This window comes from Variovorax gracilis (genome assembly GCF_030317115.1).
Lineage (GTDB): Bacteria > Pseudomonadota > Gammaproteobacteria > Burkholderiales > Burkholderiaceae_C > Variovorax > Variovorax gracilis.
Genome location: NZ_JASZYF010000001.1, coordinates 1,017,726 through 1,031,041, shown reverse-complemented (window position 1 = coordinate 1,031,041; position 13,316 = coordinate 1,017,726). Strand labels below are relative to the sequence as shown.

The 13,316-nt window shown below is 66.2% G+C and carries 13 protein-coding genes; 9 read left to right on the top strand and 4 right to left on the bottom strand.

The genetic code is table 11. The annotated features are described in order from the left end of the window. Positions 1–5: 5 nt before the first annotated feature. From QTH97_RS04920 to QTH97_RS04910, 3 genes are read right to left on the bottom strand one after another with little or no spacing between them, the layout of a single operon-like run. Positions 6–1,127: an adenylate/guanylate cyclase domain-containing protein gene (locus tag QTH97_RS04920; protein ID WP_286566934.1), complete on the bottom strand. Its 1,122-nt coding sequence runs from the start codon at positions 1,125–1,127 to the stop codon at positions 6–8. Further along, positions 1,124–1,501, bottom strand: coding sequence for a response regulator (locus QTH97_RS04915; RefSeq protein WP_286566933.1), 378 nt, complete (start codon positions 1,499–1,501; stop codon positions 1,124–1,126). Before QTH97_RS04915 ends, QTH97_RS04920 begins: the two co-directional genes overlap by 4 nt. Then, complete coding sequence (locus QTH97_RS04910; RefSeq protein WP_286566932.1) at positions 1,498–3,960, bottom strand: sensor histidine kinase; 2,463 nt, start codon at positions 3,958–3,960, stop codon at positions 1,498–1,500. Before QTH97_RS04910 ends, QTH97_RS04915 begins: the two co-directional genes overlap by 4 nt. 150 nt (positions 3,961–4,110) lie before the next feature. Here QTH97_RS04910 and QTH97_RS04905 point away from each other — a divergent pair, with 150 nt between their 5' ends. The 9 genes from QTH97_RS04905 to QTH97_RS04865 all read left to right on the top strand — a co-directional run bounded on the left by QTH97_RS04905 (position 4,111) and on the right by QTH97_RS04865 (position 12,845). Further along, positions 4,111–5,091, top strand: coding sequence for an ABC transporter substrate-binding protein (locus tag QTH97_RS04905; RefSeq protein WP_286566931.1), 981 nt, complete (start codon positions 4,111–4,113; stop codon positions 5,089–5,091). 39 nt (positions 5,092–5,130) lie between these two features. After that, entirely contained in the window at positions 5,131–5,541 is a 411-nt protein-coding gene (locus tag QTH97_RS04900) for a hypothetical protein (RefSeq protein WP_286566930.1), read from the top strand. Positions 5,542–5,664: 123 nt separating this feature from the next. Continuing rightward, entirely contained in the window at positions 5,665–5,997 is a 333-nt protein-coding gene (locus tag QTH97_RS04895) for a hypothetical protein (protein ID WP_286566929.1), read from the top strand. Beyond that, complete coding sequence (locus tag QTH97_RS04890; RefSeq protein WP_444813373.1) at positions 5,994–7,358, top strand: TolC family protein; 1,365 nt, start codon at positions 5,994–5,996, stop codon at positions 7,356–7,358. The genes QTH97_RS04895 and QTH97_RS04890 overlap by 4 nt, the downstream gene beginning before the upstream one ends. A gap of 5 nt (positions 7,359–7,363) precedes the next feature. Continuing rightward, positions 7,364–8,776, top strand: a complete 1,413-nt coding sequence (locus tag QTH97_RS04885; RefSeq protein ID WP_286566927.1) for a multicopper oxidase family protein — start codon at positions 7,364–7,366, stop codon at positions 8,774–8,776. 21 nt (positions 8,777–8,797) lie between these two features. Next, entirely contained in the window at positions 8,798–9,097 is a 300-nt protein-coding gene (locus tag QTH97_RS04880) for a copper-binding protein (RefSeq protein ID WP_286566926.1), read from the top strand. Between the two features lie 101 nt (positions 9,098–9,198). Then, positions 9,199–9,714, top strand: coding sequence for a tetratricopeptide repeat protein (locus QTH97_RS04875; protein ID WP_286566925.1), 516 nt, complete (start codon positions 9,199–9,201; stop codon positions 9,712–9,714). A gap of 162 nt (positions 9,715–9,876) precedes the next feature. Beyond that, on the top strand, positions 9,877–10,404 hold the full coding sequence (locus QTH97_RS04870) for a pilin (protein WP_286566924.1): 528 nt from the start codon (positions 9,877–9,879) through the stop codon (positions 10,402–10,404). Positions 10,405–10,496: 92 nt separating this feature from the next. After that, the gene (locus tag QTH97_RS04865; RefSeq protein WP_286566923.1) at positions 10,497–12,845 is read left to right on the top strand and encodes a fatty acid cis/trans isomerase; all 2,349 of its coding nucleotides are present in this window, start codon (positions 10,497–10,499) and stop codon (positions 12,843–12,845) included. A 65-nt stretch (positions 12,846–12,910) separates the two neighbouring features. On the opposite strand, the gene cueR is transcribed toward QTH97_RS04865, so the two are convergent. After that, a complete protein-coding gene (cueR, locus tag QTH97_RS04860; RefSeq protein ID WP_353655619.1) occupies positions 12,911–13,306 on the bottom strand; it encodes a Cu(I)-responsive transcriptional regulator in 396 nt (131 codons plus the stop codon). Between the last annotated feature and the right edge of the window lie 10 nt (positions 13,307–13,316).

Below are 13,316 nucleotides of genomic sequence, written 5' to 3'. Positions count from 1 at the left end.
TCTCCTCAAGACACACACACTACCCGCCATGCCGGCACCTTGCGCTGGAATCCCTTGAGTTCCAGTTCGCCGGCCTCCTGGATCGACCACCCGGCATCCGGCGTCCCGTCCTGCAATGCGCCCCGGACTCGCTGCGAGATCAGGATCTCGCCACCCGCCGCCTCGCCGCACAGCCGGGCGGCCAGGTTGGTCACCGTGCCGATGGCGCCGTAGTCGATGCGGGCGTCGAAGCCGATGCCGCCGAGCGTCGCGAAGCCCTGCGCGATGCCGATGCCCATGTGCAGGTCGTAGCCGCGCCGGCGCCACTGCCCGCTGAGCGCCGCCATCTCACCCTGCATCTGGACGGCCATGCGCAGCGCTCGCGCCGGAGCGTCGGGCACGGGTTGCGGGTCGTTGAAGAAGATCATCATGCCGTCGCCGGAGAAACGCTCCAGCGTGCCTTCGTGGGCCACCACCAGCCGCCCCATGGCGGCGTGGTACTGCGCCAGCACGGCCATCACCTCTTCGGGTTCCGCGGTTTCCGTGAAGGCGGTGAAGCCGCGCAGGTCGAGGAAGACGACGGTGATCTCTCTCCGATGGCTGCGCAGCGGGTCGTCGGCACCGCCGGCAAGAATGGCCTCGGCCAGTTGGGGCGAGAAGAAGCGCTTGAGCTGGCCGATGCGTTCGAGCTGCTGCACGCTCTCCTGCACGCGCTGCTCGAGCGTGGCGTTCCATGCCTGCAGTTCGGCGCGCTGGCGCTGTACTTCGTCGTACAGCGTCTTCACCCGTAGCAGCGAACGCACGCGCGCCATCAACTCGGCCTGGTTGATGGGCTTGCTCAGGAAGTCGTCCGCGCCGGCGTTCAGGCCCTTCACGCGCTCCTGCTCGGGGTCGAGCGCTGTGACCAGCACCACCGGCAGCACGGCGCAGGCCGGGTCGGCGCGGATGGCACGGCATACGTCGTAACCGTTCATGCCCGGCATCATCACGTCGAGCAGCACCAGGTCGGGCGGGTCGGCGGCAATGCTTGCCAGGGCGTCTTCGCCGGACGCGGCGGTGCTCGTGCGGTAGCCGCGCGCGCTCAACAGGTCCGACAGCAGGCGGAGGTTCTGCGCGACGTCGTCGACGACCAGGATGTGCGCGCTCATTTCGAACGCCCCTCGCTCAGCAGGCGATTCACGACTTCGAGAAAGGGCTTGAGCGAAACGGGCTTGGTCAGGAAGGCGTCGAAGCCCGAGTTGACGATGTGGTGCTGCGCGTCCGGCATGACCGAGGCCGAGATCGCGATGACGGGCGTTGCATCCAGCGCGGGCTGCTCGCGGATCTGGCCGAGGGCGGCGATGCCGTCGATGCCGGGCAACAGGATGTCCATCAGGATCAGGTCCGGCTGATGCAGGATCGCGAGCCGCACGCCCTGTTCCCCGGTCTTGGCCTCCAGCGTGACGTGGCCCTTGTGCTGGAGGATGTCGCGCGCCAGCTTCATGTTCTTCTCGTTGTCCTCGACGATCAGGATGGTGCTCATACGACGGCCTCCAGGGTCAGAAGCGGCAGCAGGAAGGTGAAGGTCGCGCCTTCGCCGAGGCGGCTGTCGACGCCGAGCGTACCGCCATGCAGCTCGACGAAGCGCTTGGCCAGCGACAGGCCCAGCCCGGTGCCTTCGGCCTTGCGCAGGTAGTCGCCGCCGGCCTGGCGAAATTCGTCGAAGACGAGCGCCTGGTCCTCGGGCGCGATGCCCACGCCGGTGTCGGCCACGCTCACCTCGGCCATCGGTTTGCCCGCCTTCTCGATGCGCCGCGCGCTCAGGCGCACACTGCCGCCGGCCGGCGTGAACTTCACCGCGTTGGAGAGAAGGTTCACCACCACCTGCTTGACCTTGCGGGCATCCGCGACCCACTCGTTCAACCCTTCGCCGACCTCCAGCGACATGGACAGGCCGTTGCGCTGCGCGCGCTCGCGCACGAGGGTGAGGGCGTTGTCCAGCAGCAGGCCGAGGTCGAAGCAGCTCAGATCCAGCTCCATGCGGCCGGCCTCGATCTTCGACAGGTCCAGCACGTCGTTGATGAGCGTCAGCAGATGCTGGCCGGAGGAATGGATGTCCTGCAGGTATTCCATCTGCTTGTCGTTGACCTCGCCGAACATCCGCTCGGTCAGCACTTCGGAGAAGCCGATGATGGCGTTCAGCGGCGTGCGCAACTCGTGCGACATGTTCGCCAGGAACTCCGACTTGTGGTGGTTGGCCACTTCCAGCTGCCGGCTCTTGTCCTCGATCTCCTGGAAGAGGCGGGCGTTCTGGATCGCGATCACGGCCTGGTCCGCAAAGGTCTCGACGAGGCGGACCTCGGCGTTCGAGAAAGGCTGCACCTCCTTGCGAAGCACCGCGATGATGCCGACCGACGCGCCTTCGCGAACCATGGGCACCGCCAGCACGGTGCGGAATCCGAGGCGTGTCTGCGCCTCGCGCGAATCGGGGTACTTCGAATCGATCAGCTTCGCGATGTCCTCGACGTGCACGGTCCGGCGTTCCACGAAGGCTCGGCCGATCACCGTCGCGCTGCTCAGCGGAAGTTCGTCGCGGCCCAGTTCGGCGCCGGTCTCGACCTGATAGCCCGTCATGGCGCGCAGGTGATCGCCTTCCGGCAGCCAGACGCGGCTGCCGTGCGCGCGGCACAGCCGCACCGAACGCTCGGCCACCGCCTGCAGCACCGGCTGCAGATCGGTCGGCGATCGGCTCAGCACGCGAAGGATCTCCGCCGTCGCGGTCTGGAATTCGAGCGCCGCCGTCAGTTCGGCGGTGCGCAGCTCCACCTTGCGCTCGAGCCCGCCGTACAACTCGCGAAGCTGCGCCGACATGCGGTTGAACTGATGGGCCAGCCCTTCCAGCTCGTCGCCCGTGTTGACGACGATCTGCTGCTTCAGGTCGCCTTCGCCGATGCGCCGCGCACCCCGGGCGAGCGTGCGGATCGGCTGCACCATGCTGCGTGCCAGCACCGACGCCGCCAGCGCCGAGATCAGCAGGCCGGCCAGCAGCAGAACCGCAGCGCGCAGGAAGGATGCGTTGAGCTTCGCGTACACCTCGGCGATCGGCTGTTCGACGAAGACCTTCCAGCCCAGCGACTTGATCGGCGCCATCGATGTCAGCACGGTGGCGCCATGGAGATCGCGCGACACCATCGCCTGGTCCTCGACGGCGCCATCGGCCGCCGCGGCCTGCACATGCGGGAGGTTCGCCACGCTGGTCTTGCGCAGGACCAGACCGATGTCCGGATCCGCCACCAGCAGCCCGTTGCTGTCGACGACGTAGGCCTTGCCTTTCTGGCCGATCTGGATGCGCGACACCACCTCCCAGATGAACTTGAGGTTCAGCTCGGCGATGGTGACCGGGCCCTTGTCGCCGCCGGAGCGGATCGCGACCGTCATGTAGGGCTCGGTGTCGCGGTTGAAGTAGACGGGGCCGAACCACGCCGCGTCGGGCAAGGCGTTGCGGAAGGCTTCTTCAGCCGACCGGTCCTTGCCGGAGCCCATGACATCCATGCCCAGCCGCGACACAGCGATCTGTTCGCGGCCCGCGCGATCGAGCTGGGCGATGTCGGTCACCTCGGGGGCCTGGCGCAGCAGGCGCCAGAACTCGGTGCGCCGCGATTCCAGGTCGGAGGCGTCCAGTTGGGCGAGGGATGCGTAGGTCAGTTGCTGGGAGACCTGCTGGACGTACTGCTCGATGCGCAAGGCCGCCCCGACTGCCTTTTCATGCTGGAAGCTGGCGAGCGAAGTCTTGTTCTCCTGGTAGGAGAAGTAGAGGCCGATTGCGCTGGAGGCCAGCAGGACGGAGGTCACCAGCGAGAGGATGAGCAGCAGGTACTTGCGAAACAGGCGTCCGCGGTGAACTTCCCGCGTCGCCTGCGACAGCATCGCGAAGCGTCGGCCACCGGCCGGCGGCGCGAGATCGCCCGAAAGCGAAGCGGGGGACGAATCCGGGAGCGTCATGAACCCACCATTGGACATCGCCTTTCGCATGATGGGAAGACTGGCCGCTTAGGCCTATTGGCCGACCTCCTACCGCGCATGCACACGGGCGCGGGACCTGAAGCGGCGCAAAATCCGTTCCAGCGGCTGCTGGCGACAAGGAGGACTTCGATGCGCAGCAAGATCCTGGGACTTCTTCTGGGCACCTTGCTGGTGGCCGGCTCCCCGGCGCTTGCCCAGCAGCCGAAGAAGATTCCGCGCCTGGGCTACCTGGCAGCCGTCTCCGCCAGCGCCGACGCGCCGCGGCTGGAAGCGTTCAAGAAGGGCCTCCGCGATCTTGGCTATGTCGAAGGGCAGAGCATCCTGATCGACTACCGCCACGAAAGCCAGGACCTGCAGCGTCTCCCCATGCTGGCGGAAGAACTGGTGCGCATGGACATCGACGTGCTGATCGCGGTGACGACCAATGCGGCGCAGGCCGCCAAGAAGACGACCTCGACGGTGCCCATCGTCTTCATGGGCGTGACCGATCCGATCACCACCGGGTTGGCCGAGAGTCTGGCGCGGCCCGGCGGGAACAGCACGGGCGTCACCAACGTCGCGGCCATCCTCACCGGCAAGCGGCTGGAGCTCCTCAAGGAAACGGACCCCAAGGCCATCCGTGTGGCGGTGCTTTGGGACCCGCATGCGCCCGGCTCCATCCCGCAATGGGAAGCCAGCCAGGTGCCGGCCGAGAAACTCGGGCTCCAGCTCTATTCGATGGAAGCCAGCAGCGCCGACAGGTATGCGCAAGCGTTCAAGGACGCCGTCAAGGCGCGCGCCACGGCGGTATGGGTCACGCTGAATCCGGTCGCGAATTCCAACCAGAAGCTGATTGCGGAACTGGCCATCGAAAACGGATTGCCGACCATCTGTGCACGGGGCGACTACGCCGAGAACGGGTGCCTGATGGCCTATGGGCCGGGCTATGGCAACGAGGGCAAGGACGGCGCCCGCTACGTCGACCGGATCCTGAAGGGCGCCAAGCCCGCCGACCTTCCGATCGAGCAGCCGACCAAATTCGAGCTTCTGATCAATCTCAACACTGCCAAGCGGCTCGGCTTCACGATCCCGCGCTCGGTGATGAACCGGGCGGACAAGGTGATTCAGTGACCGGATGAAGTCCGCGCAGCGACCCCATAGAATCGCTGGATGTCCCGCGTTCGCGTGTTCCTGCTGTGGCTGGTGATGTTCGCCGTACCCTTCCAGGGGTATGCGGCGGCGTCGATGGCGCTTTGCGGAACACCGGAGCCCGCGTCGAAGGTGGCGATGGCGGAGTCGCATGCGGCTCATTCCGCGCATGCGGCGTCGGATGACCCTGCCGCGCGCCACCACGATGCCGCTTCGCATGCCGAGCACGGAAGCAGCGGCGCGAAAACCTCCCACGCGCATTCCGACGCTTCGCACAAGTGCTCCACCTGTGTCGCGTGCCACGCCGTCGCCCTGACGAGCGACACGGTCGTCGCGCCCGCCCACGTCCTGCCGCAAGCCGATCCAACTCAGCCGGCCAGCGCAATGGCGGACGTCGCGTCCCGCGTTCCCGACAAACCTCCTCGCGCCTAGTCGCGTCACACCACCGGCCGCCTTGGGCTGCCGGTGCGGCATGACGCGCCATGTATCGCTCGCCGTCCGGCTCCCTTGCGGGATTGCCGACGTCGCCCCGTTCATGAACATCGCGAGGATTCCATGCTTTCTTCATTGCCGGCCGGCTGGCTGGCCGCGTTGCCCGCACTTGCGGCGTGCGCCGCCGTGGCGCAGACACCTTCGACGCCCGTTTCGACAGGGGCGGATAGGCCGCCGCCTGCGCTGACATATCGCTCCGCGCTGGATGGCTATCGGCCGTTCGGCAATGACGACAAGCCCATCCCCTGGAGAGAGGCAAACGACACCGTCTACGGCCGGGGCGGTTGGCGCGCCTATGCCAAGGAGGCGCAGGACCCCGGCGACGCGGTGGCGCCGTCGAACGCTGCCGATCCGCGCGCGGGGCACACCATGCCGGCGCACAAGGAGCTCCGGTGATGCGCTTCCTGACCCTGGGCGCGGTGTCTGCCGCAGCGCTTTTGCTCACCGGCTGTGCCTCGGTCGGCATGGACGAGGTGCTCAAGGAGGCGAACGCCAGCACATCGCAGTTCACCGACGGCGGGCTGGAACTCGGCCGCACCGACCAGCAGCGGGCGGCCCGTGAAGCGCTCACCGACGACCTGCTGTCGCGCCCGCTTTCCCAAGGGGATGCGGTCCGGGTCGCGCTCGCCAACAGCCCGGCCGTCCAGGCGCTGCTGGCGCAAAGCTGGGCCGATCTTGCCGCTGCCGATCAAAGCGGAAGGCTGCCGAACCCGATCTTCAAGTTCGAGCACCTGCGACTGGGTGATGAACTCGAGCTGGGACGTCTGCTGTCATTCGGCCTGGTGGACCTGATCCTCTTGCCGCAGCGGATGGCGCTGTCCAGGAGCCAGGTGGGGCAGGTCAAGGTGCAGTTGGCCTCCACGGTCGTCGACCAGGTGACGCAGGTGCGCCTGGCATGGGTGCGCGCGGTGGCGGCGCAACAGTCGCTCCAGTACGCCGTGCAGGTGAACGACGCGGCACAAGCCAGTGCCGAACTGGCCCGGCGCATGCAGCAGGTCGGCAACTTCAGCAAGCTTCAGCGCGCGCGGCAGCAGGTGTTCTATGCGGACGCGACGACGCAGTTGGCGTCCGCGCAGCACGTCACGGCGGCCGCGCGCGAGGATCTCGTTCGCATGCTTGGGCTGGACGATGCGCAGGCCGCGAAGCTGACGCTGCCGGCGCGCCTGCCCGATTTGCCCAGGGCGCCGCGCGAAGCCAGCGAAGTGGCTGGCGCGGCGAACGACCAGCGGCTCGACGTCCAACTCGCGCGCGCGCAACTCGACGTCGCCGGCAAGTCCCAGGGCCTGAACCTGCTGCCAACCTTCATCGACATCGAAGCCGGCGCGCGGCACGACACGCTCTTCGCGAACGGCGGCAGAGCCAATCGCAACGGCTACGAGCTCGACATTCGCCTGCCGCTTTTCGACTGGGGAACGGCGCAGCGCGATGCGATGAATGCGAAGGCGCTCGCGGCTGTCCACCGCTACGACGCAACCGTGCGCGGCGCCGCCTCGCAATTGCGCGAAGGCTACTCCGCCTACCGCACGGCCTACGACATCGCGCGGCACTACCGCGACGAGATCGTGCCGCTGCGCCAGACCATGGCCGAGGAAAACATGCTTCGCTACAACGGCATGCTGATCGGCGTCTTCGAACTCCTCGCCGAGACGCGCGACCAGATCACGAGCGTCATGGCCGCCATCAACGCACAGCAACAGTTCTGGCTAGCCGACGCCGCGCTCGCCGCATCGGTCATCGGCAAGCCCACTTCCCATTGAAGACCATGACTCACAGACGCAATTTCATGGGCGCTGCCGGTGCGATCGCTGGCGCCATGGCCGCCGCAGCCGTCTCCAAGGTGGCGATGGCCGCCTTGCCCGAACCCGTGCTGCAGGCCCGGCCTGACACCATGCCGCCGCTGGCGCCCCCCAGTGGCCGGCCGTACAACCCCGTCGTCACGCTGAACGGCTGGACGCTGCCCTGGCGCATGAACACCGGCGTCAAGGAATTCCATCTCGTCGCCGAGCCGGTGGTTCGCGAGATGGCGCCGGGCTTCAAGGCGCACCTGTGGGGCTACAACGGCCAGTCGCCCGGGCCGACCATCGAGGTGGTCGAGGGCGATCGCGTGCGCGTCTTCGTCACCAACAAGCTGCCCGAGCACACCAGCATCCACTGGCACGGCCAGCGGCTGCCCAATGGCATGGATGGCGTCTCGGGCCTCACACAGCCGGCCATCGCGCCGGGCAAGACCTTCGTCTATGAATTCACGGCGCGGCGGCCCGGCACCTTCATGTACCACCCGCACGCGGATGAGATGGCGCAGATGGCGATGGGCATGATGGGCTTCTGGGTCACGCATCCGAAGGTGTCGCACCCCCTGATCCAGGAAGTCGATCGCGACTTCGTCTTTCTGCTCAATGCCTACGACATCGAGCCCGGCAGCGCGACGCCGAAGATCATGACCATGCTCGACTTCAACCTCTGGTCGTGGAACAGCCGCATCTTCCCGGGCATCGATTCGCTCAACGTGCGGCAGAACGACAAGGTCCGCATCCGCTTCGGCAACCTCACGATGACGAACCATCCGATGCATCTGCACGGTCATGAGTTCGTGGTCACCGGGACCGACGGCGGTCCGAAGCCGATAGGCGCGCGCTGGCCCGAGGTGACGACCGACGTCGGCGTCGGCCAGATGCGGCAGATCGAGTTCGTCGCGGACGAGGAGGGCGACTGGGCCTTCCATTGCCACAAGAGCCATCACACGATGAACGCGATGGGCCACGACGTGCCGACCATGATCGGCGTGGACCACCGCGACGTGGTCGGCAAGATCACCAGGCTCATCCCCGACTACATGGTGATGGGCGAGCGCGGCATGGGCGACATGAGCGAGATGTCCATGCCCTTGCCCGACAACACTGCACCGATGATGAGCGGCGAAGGCCCGTTCGGCTCCGTCGAGATGGGCGGAATGTTCAGCGTCGTCAAGGTGCGCAAGGGGCAGAAGGCGGGCGACTACTCGAACCCGGGCTGGTTCAGGCATCCACCTGGCACGGTCGCACACGAACTGGCCGAACCCGTCGGCAAGGCGCCGCGTTCGCAGGGTGCGGGGCCATCGGCCATGCCGGCGCAGAACGTGCCGGCCGCCAACGTCGAAGTGCAGGTCCGCAAGCCGCGCGGACATTCGGGTCATTAATCAATCACAAAGGCAATCCAGATGTTCAGTTTTCGAAATGCATGTCTCGTTGGCGTTTTCGCGCTCGCCGGGCTGGCGCATGCGCAATCCCCCAACGACGAACTCAGCAACGGCGAGGTGCGCAAGATCGACAGGGAGAACGCCTTGGTCACGCTCAGGCACGGCCCTTTGAACAACCTCGACATGCCCGGCATGACGATGGTCTTCAAGGTCAGCGACAACGCGTTGCTCGATGTGCTGCAGACGGGGGACAAGGTCCGGTTCAGGGCCGAGGTGGTGGACGGGAAGTTCGTGGTGACGAAGTTGGAGGCGGTGCGATGAGCGCGGAATAAGACGTTTCTGATGGTTTCATCGGTCTCTCGCTCCTAGAGTGTTCGCGGCCGCAGGCGATCCTGCGTTGTGACCGAAGGGAAGGAATACTCATGGCATCCGGATCCATTGCCGACCGTACGCACACGGCTGGCGCCGCAATCAGCATCCAGTCGGCCATCGCGATGACCGGACGCAGCCAGCGCACCTGGTGGCGCCGCATCGAGGAAGGCGTGGTGCGCAAGTTGGACCCCGACACGCGCGGACGAGCGAGGGTGTCCCTGGACGACGTCGTGGACCTGATCGGTGTCTCCCTGACGGCCGAAGACAAGGCGCTTCTCGAACTCGCAGACGCTGGCGACCCCGATGCGCAGGACGACATCGGCCAGATGTTCCTTGCCCTCGGAAGGCACGACATCGGCCGTTACTGGCTGCAGCTGGCCGCGGAACAGAACCATCCCAATGCCATGCAGCGCCTCGCTTGCTGCCATCTCTCCGGGGAAGGCGTTGCCAGGGACGAGAACATGGCGATCAAGTGGTTGGCCGAGGCTGCGGCACACGGCCACGTCATTGCACAGGAGCAGATGCGTGCGTTGCGCAATGGCTTCCTGTCTCGTCGATCGGCCTAGCGCCGGCTGGCAAGGGTGACCCTGTGCCGTGGCACGCATGTCGTGTGTCACAAGGCATGAAGGCCCGCCCATTCGCGATCGCGAGGGCGCGGCACATTTGCTGCAGTTGAGCAAGTACTCAGGGAGGTACCTGAGCTTCTTGAATCAACTGAGGTATTGCAAATGAAAAGTGCACTTCGCAGGGCCCAAAGGGGCTTCACGCTGATCGAGGTAATGATCGTCATCGCGATCATCGGCATTCTGGCTGCGGTCGCCTTGCCGGCCTATCAGGACTACGCGATTCGCGCCAAGGTCTCCGAAGTCCTGCTCGCCGCATCGGCGTGTCGCACCGCCGTTTCGGAGACCGTGTCGACGTCTCCCGACCGGAACATGGGGACACGGCTCGAGCATTCATGCGAGGCGAGCGCGACCAAGTATGTCGAATCCGTCGACACGGATGCAGACGGGGTCATCACCGTGATCGCGAACCACGCCAACCTGGGTGGCGATGCGACCGACTCCAGGAACGCCGTGTCGATCGTGCCATTCGTTGGCGCGAATGCGCTCAAACCGTCGGAGGATGGCGGCAAGGTCATTACAGAGTGGCGGTGCGGCCCGGCGGCCTCGAACGCCCTGCCGGCAAAGTACCTGCCAGGCTCCTGCAAGTCGATCGAAGCACCGGCTTCGCCAACGGATGCCAAGAAGACCTGAGACGGCCGCCTTCCTCCCCCGGTAGCAGCCGTTGACCTTGCGGCCATCCGGGTACAGTGCGCGATCCACCCCCGCAATCGAAGGTCGTTCGCATGCGTCGTGTCGCGCCATTGATCACCATCCTCGTCCTGATCGCCGCCTGCACCACGATCGCGACCCACCGCTTCGATGAACTGTTCGGCCCGGCCGACCCGCAGCGCTTCGACCACCCTCTCGCACCGCCTCCCGGGCAGTCGTATGCGCAGACGATCCAACCCATCCTCGACCGCCGCTGCGTGGTGTGCCACGCCTGCTATGACGGACCTTGCCAACTCAAGACCACGAGTTGGGAAGGGCTGGCGCGCGGCGCGAGCAAGACGCCCGTGTACGACGCGAGCCGGCTCCTGGCCGCCACGCCGTCGCGCCTGTACATCGATGCCGACGAACCATCGGAATGGCGGGCGCGGGGCTTCTTCCCGGTGCTCAACGAGCATGCACCCACGCCGGAGGCGAACCGGACCGCCGGGCTGATGCACCGCTTGCTGGTGCTGAAGCAGCAGCATCCACTTCCGGCTGAGGGCGTTGTGTCCGGCGGGCTGGATTTCTCGATCGGCCGGGCGGCGATGTGTCCGGCCGGCGCGGAGATCGATCATTACGAGCGCGCGACACCGCAGGGCGGCATGCCCTTCGGACTGCCGGGGCTGAGTGCAGCCGAGCATGGAGTGCTCACGCGATGGCTGGAGCAGGGCGCGCCCTACGAAGGATCGGCCGTGCCGACGCCTCTGGCGACACAGCGCATCGCCCAGTGGGAGCAATTCTTCAACGGAGACTCGCTGAAGGAGCGGCTCTTCAGCCGCTACGCCTACGAGCATCTGTTTCTCGCGCACCTGTACTTCGACGATGATCCGCAGCGCCAGTTCTTCAAGCTGGTGCGCTCGTCCACGCCGCCCGGAAAGCCGTTGCGCCTGATTGCGAGCCGCCGACCCGTCGATGACCCTGGTGTGGACCGCGTGTATTACCGGCTCGTGCCGGAGCGCGAGACCATCGTCGCCAAGACACACATGCCTTACGCACTAGGCGCACAGCGGATGGCGCGCTGGCGAGCGCTGTTCATCGATGCGCCCTATGCGGTGGAGCGCCTGCCGGGGTACAGCGCGGACACGGCCGCCAACCCCTTCTCGACTTTCGCGGCCTTGCCGGTGAGCGCGCGATACCGCTTCATGCTCGACGAGGCCGAGTTCACGATCATGGGCTTCATCAAGGGGCCGGTATGCCGCGGGCAGATGGCGCTGGATGTCATCGAGGACCGGTTCTGGGTCGTCTTTCTCGCGCCGACCAACGAGTTCGACGCGATGCAGTCGAAGCTGCTGGCGAGCGATGCCAACCTGCTGCGCCTGCCGACGGGCAGCAGCAACACCGAAGTGCTGATCCCCTGGCTGCACTACGCAAAGCTCGAGAACGAGTACCTTAAGGCCAAGTCCGATTTCCTCGCGCAGTCGCTGCAAGGGACGGGCAAGCTGGACCTGCGCCTGATCTGGGACGGCGACGGCCGCAACCCCAACGCGGCGCTCACGGTCTTCAGGCACTTCGACAGCGCCAGCGTCGTGAAGGGCATGGTGGGCGCGTCGCCCAAGTCGGCGTGGGTCATCGGCTACCCGCTGCTGGAGCGCATCCACTACTTGCTGGTCGCGAACTACGACGTCTACGGCAACGTCGGGCACCAGCTCAACTCGCGGCTCTACATGGACTTCCTGCGCATGGAGGGCGAGTTCAATTTCATCACGCTGCTGCCGCAGTCGCAGCGCCTCGCCACGCGGGACCAGTGGTATCGCAGCGACAGCCTCGAGACGCGCGAGCAGGTCTATGGCGGCCCGGCCACGACGCTGGCCGTGGAAAGCGGCATACGCTATGCGACGGCCGACCCGAAGCGTGAGCTGCTCGCGATGATGAAGACCAAGCTCGCACCGGTCCTGGACACGCGCTTCGACATCGATCGGCACGTCGCACCGGCACTCAGGGCGCCGCTGCATGAACTGGAAGACCTGCACGGCGCCGCCCTGCAGTGGATGCCCGAAAGCGCGTTGCTGGCGATCGAAACACCGAACGGCGACCCGCTCACCTTCAGCCTGCTGCGCAACACGGCGCACGCCAGCGTGTCGCACTTGCTCGGCGAACGACGGGAGTTGCGGCCTGACGAGGACACGCTGACGGTCGTGCCCGGCGTCATCGGCAGCTACCCCAATGCCTTCTATCGAGCGACCGCCAACGAGCTGCCAGCGATGACTGCCGCGATTCGCCAGCTTCGCTCCGAAGCCGACTACGCTGCGTTTGCCAGGCGCTGGGCCGTGCGCCGCACCAACCCGGACTTCTGGGCCTTCAGTGACGCCCTGATCGACCGCTACCAAAGAGATCAGTCCCTCGAAGCCGGCATCCTCGACTACAACCGTTTCGAGAACCGATAGTCGAGAACGTGCCCCCTTGCAACGGGTGGGCGGCTGCACGCAGCGAGCAGCCTGGGAGGGCAAGCCTATCCTCCCAGTTCGTCGAGGATGGGACAGTCCGGGCGGTGGTCGCCGTGGCAGCAATGCGCAAGCTGCTCCAGCGTGCGCTTCATCGCAGTCATCTCTTCGATACGGCGGTGAAGGTCATCGGCATGTGCAAGCGCAATGCGCTTCACGTCCGAACTCGCTCGCCGCTTGTTCTGCCAAAGCTTCAGCAGTTCCGCGATCTCCGCCATGCTGAATCCCAGGTCGCGCGCTCGGCGGATGAAGCGCAGCGTGTGCACATTGCTGTCGGTGTACTGCCGATAGCCCGCATCGGTGCGGGCCACGTCCGGCAGCAGGCCAAGGGACTCGTAGTGCCGCACCATCTTGGCGGAGACTCCCGACCGCGCAGCCGCCTCGCCGATGTTGAAAGGTTCCATGGCTGCTCTT